This is a genomic window from Butyricicoccus sp. AF18-9LB (genome assembly GCF_027684505.1).
In the GTDB taxonomy this organism is placed as follows: domain Bacteria; phylum Bacillota; class Clostridia; order Oscillospirales; family Butyricicoccaceae; genus Agathobaculum; species Agathobaculum butyriciproducens.
Map to the genome: position 1 here is coordinate 1 of NZ_JAQCWA010000059.1, position 1,267 is coordinate 1,267.

Genomic DNA, 1,267 nt, shown 5'->3' on the forward strand with positions numbered 1-1,267 from the left:
AAAAACACCATATAGATTTTTTGTACGCCGCCGCCCGCCATCGAGCAGAGTTTTACACCTAATTGGGGATAAAACAGCTCATGGCCGGTGCTGGTGTAGCCGTAGTCGGCATGGTCCTTGTACCTCTGCTCTCCGGGCTGTTCTCTGTCTAAGCGTCTCCGTATGAAATCCTTGCCGCTCCCGCAGCTTTGCGGGGGCGGCGGAAAGGAGGTTGACACCGTATGGATTTCTTACTTGAAGCCCTGACGAATTGGCTGAAAGAAATGCTGGTGGGCGGTATTATGAGCAACCTTTCGGGGATGTTTGACAGTGTAAACCAACAGGTCGCGGATATATCCGTACAGGTAGGACAGACCCCACAGGGATGGAATGGCAGTATTTTCAGCATGATTGAGAATCTGTCCAACTCCATCATGGTGCCGATTGCAGGTGTGATTCTGGCTATCGTGATGACCGTAGACCTGATCCAGATGATTGCAGACAAGAACAACCTGCATGATGTGGATACCTGGATGATTTTCAAGTGGGTGTTCAAATCAGCTGCCGCCATCCTCATTGTCACAAACACATGGAATATCGTGATGGGCGTCTTTGATATGGCGCAGAGCGTGGTGGCGCAGGCGGCAGGGATTATCAATTCGGATGCGTCCATTGACATTTCCTCAGTTATGACCGATCTGGAACCGAGGCTGATGGAAATGGATTTGGGACCGCTGTTCGGACTGTGGTTCCAATCCCTCTTTATTGGCATTACCATGTGGGCGTTGTATATCTGTATCTTTATCGTTATTTATGGCCGTATGATCGAGATCTACCGCGCGTCCAGAAGCGCCGCTTTTCATCCAAAGGCGGTGTGCGGGCATTTTGGGAACCCGGCTTTAGCAAGCCGGTAAAGAAAAGTATCAAAGACGTGAAAAGCGTCACTTTAGCGTCATCCGATTTACCCCGGAGGGAAACCACAAGGGGGACAACAGCGTATCGGAAAAATCGCAAGTTGGGGAAACCATCTACCCACGACTGAGCGGCAAGACGCAACATTGTGAATGAGGAGCAAGGCTAAACTGCTTTAAGGGCAGTCCGAGGCGGGATACTCGACCCGGCGGCGCAGGATGGTTGTATTCGCCGTATGTCATAGCGGAATGTGACAGGTAAACACAGACCGCACGATACTTATGACAGCCAGCCGCAGTAAGCGGAAAAGGACGAAACCCCACTACCGACATCATAATACGCTTTTCCCAAAGTGTCTAACTGGAGATTGCCTAAA

At 50.6% G+C, this 1,267-nt stretch carries 2 pseudogenes; both read left to right on the forward strand.

Going from position 1 to position 1,267, the window contains the following annotated elements:
• Nucleotides 1-65: 65 nt before the first annotated feature.
• Nucleotides 66-152 (forward strand): annotated as a pseudogene (locus tag PGY33_RS14265) (Maff2 family mobile element protein); the annotation flags it as partial.
• 69 nt (nucleotides 153-221) lie between these two features.
• A pseudogene (locus tag PGY33_RS14270) lies at nucleotides 222-860 on the forward strand (VirB6/TrbL-like conjugal transfer protein, CD1112 family); the annotation flags it as partial.
• Nucleotides 861-1,267 lie beyond the last annotated feature (407 nt).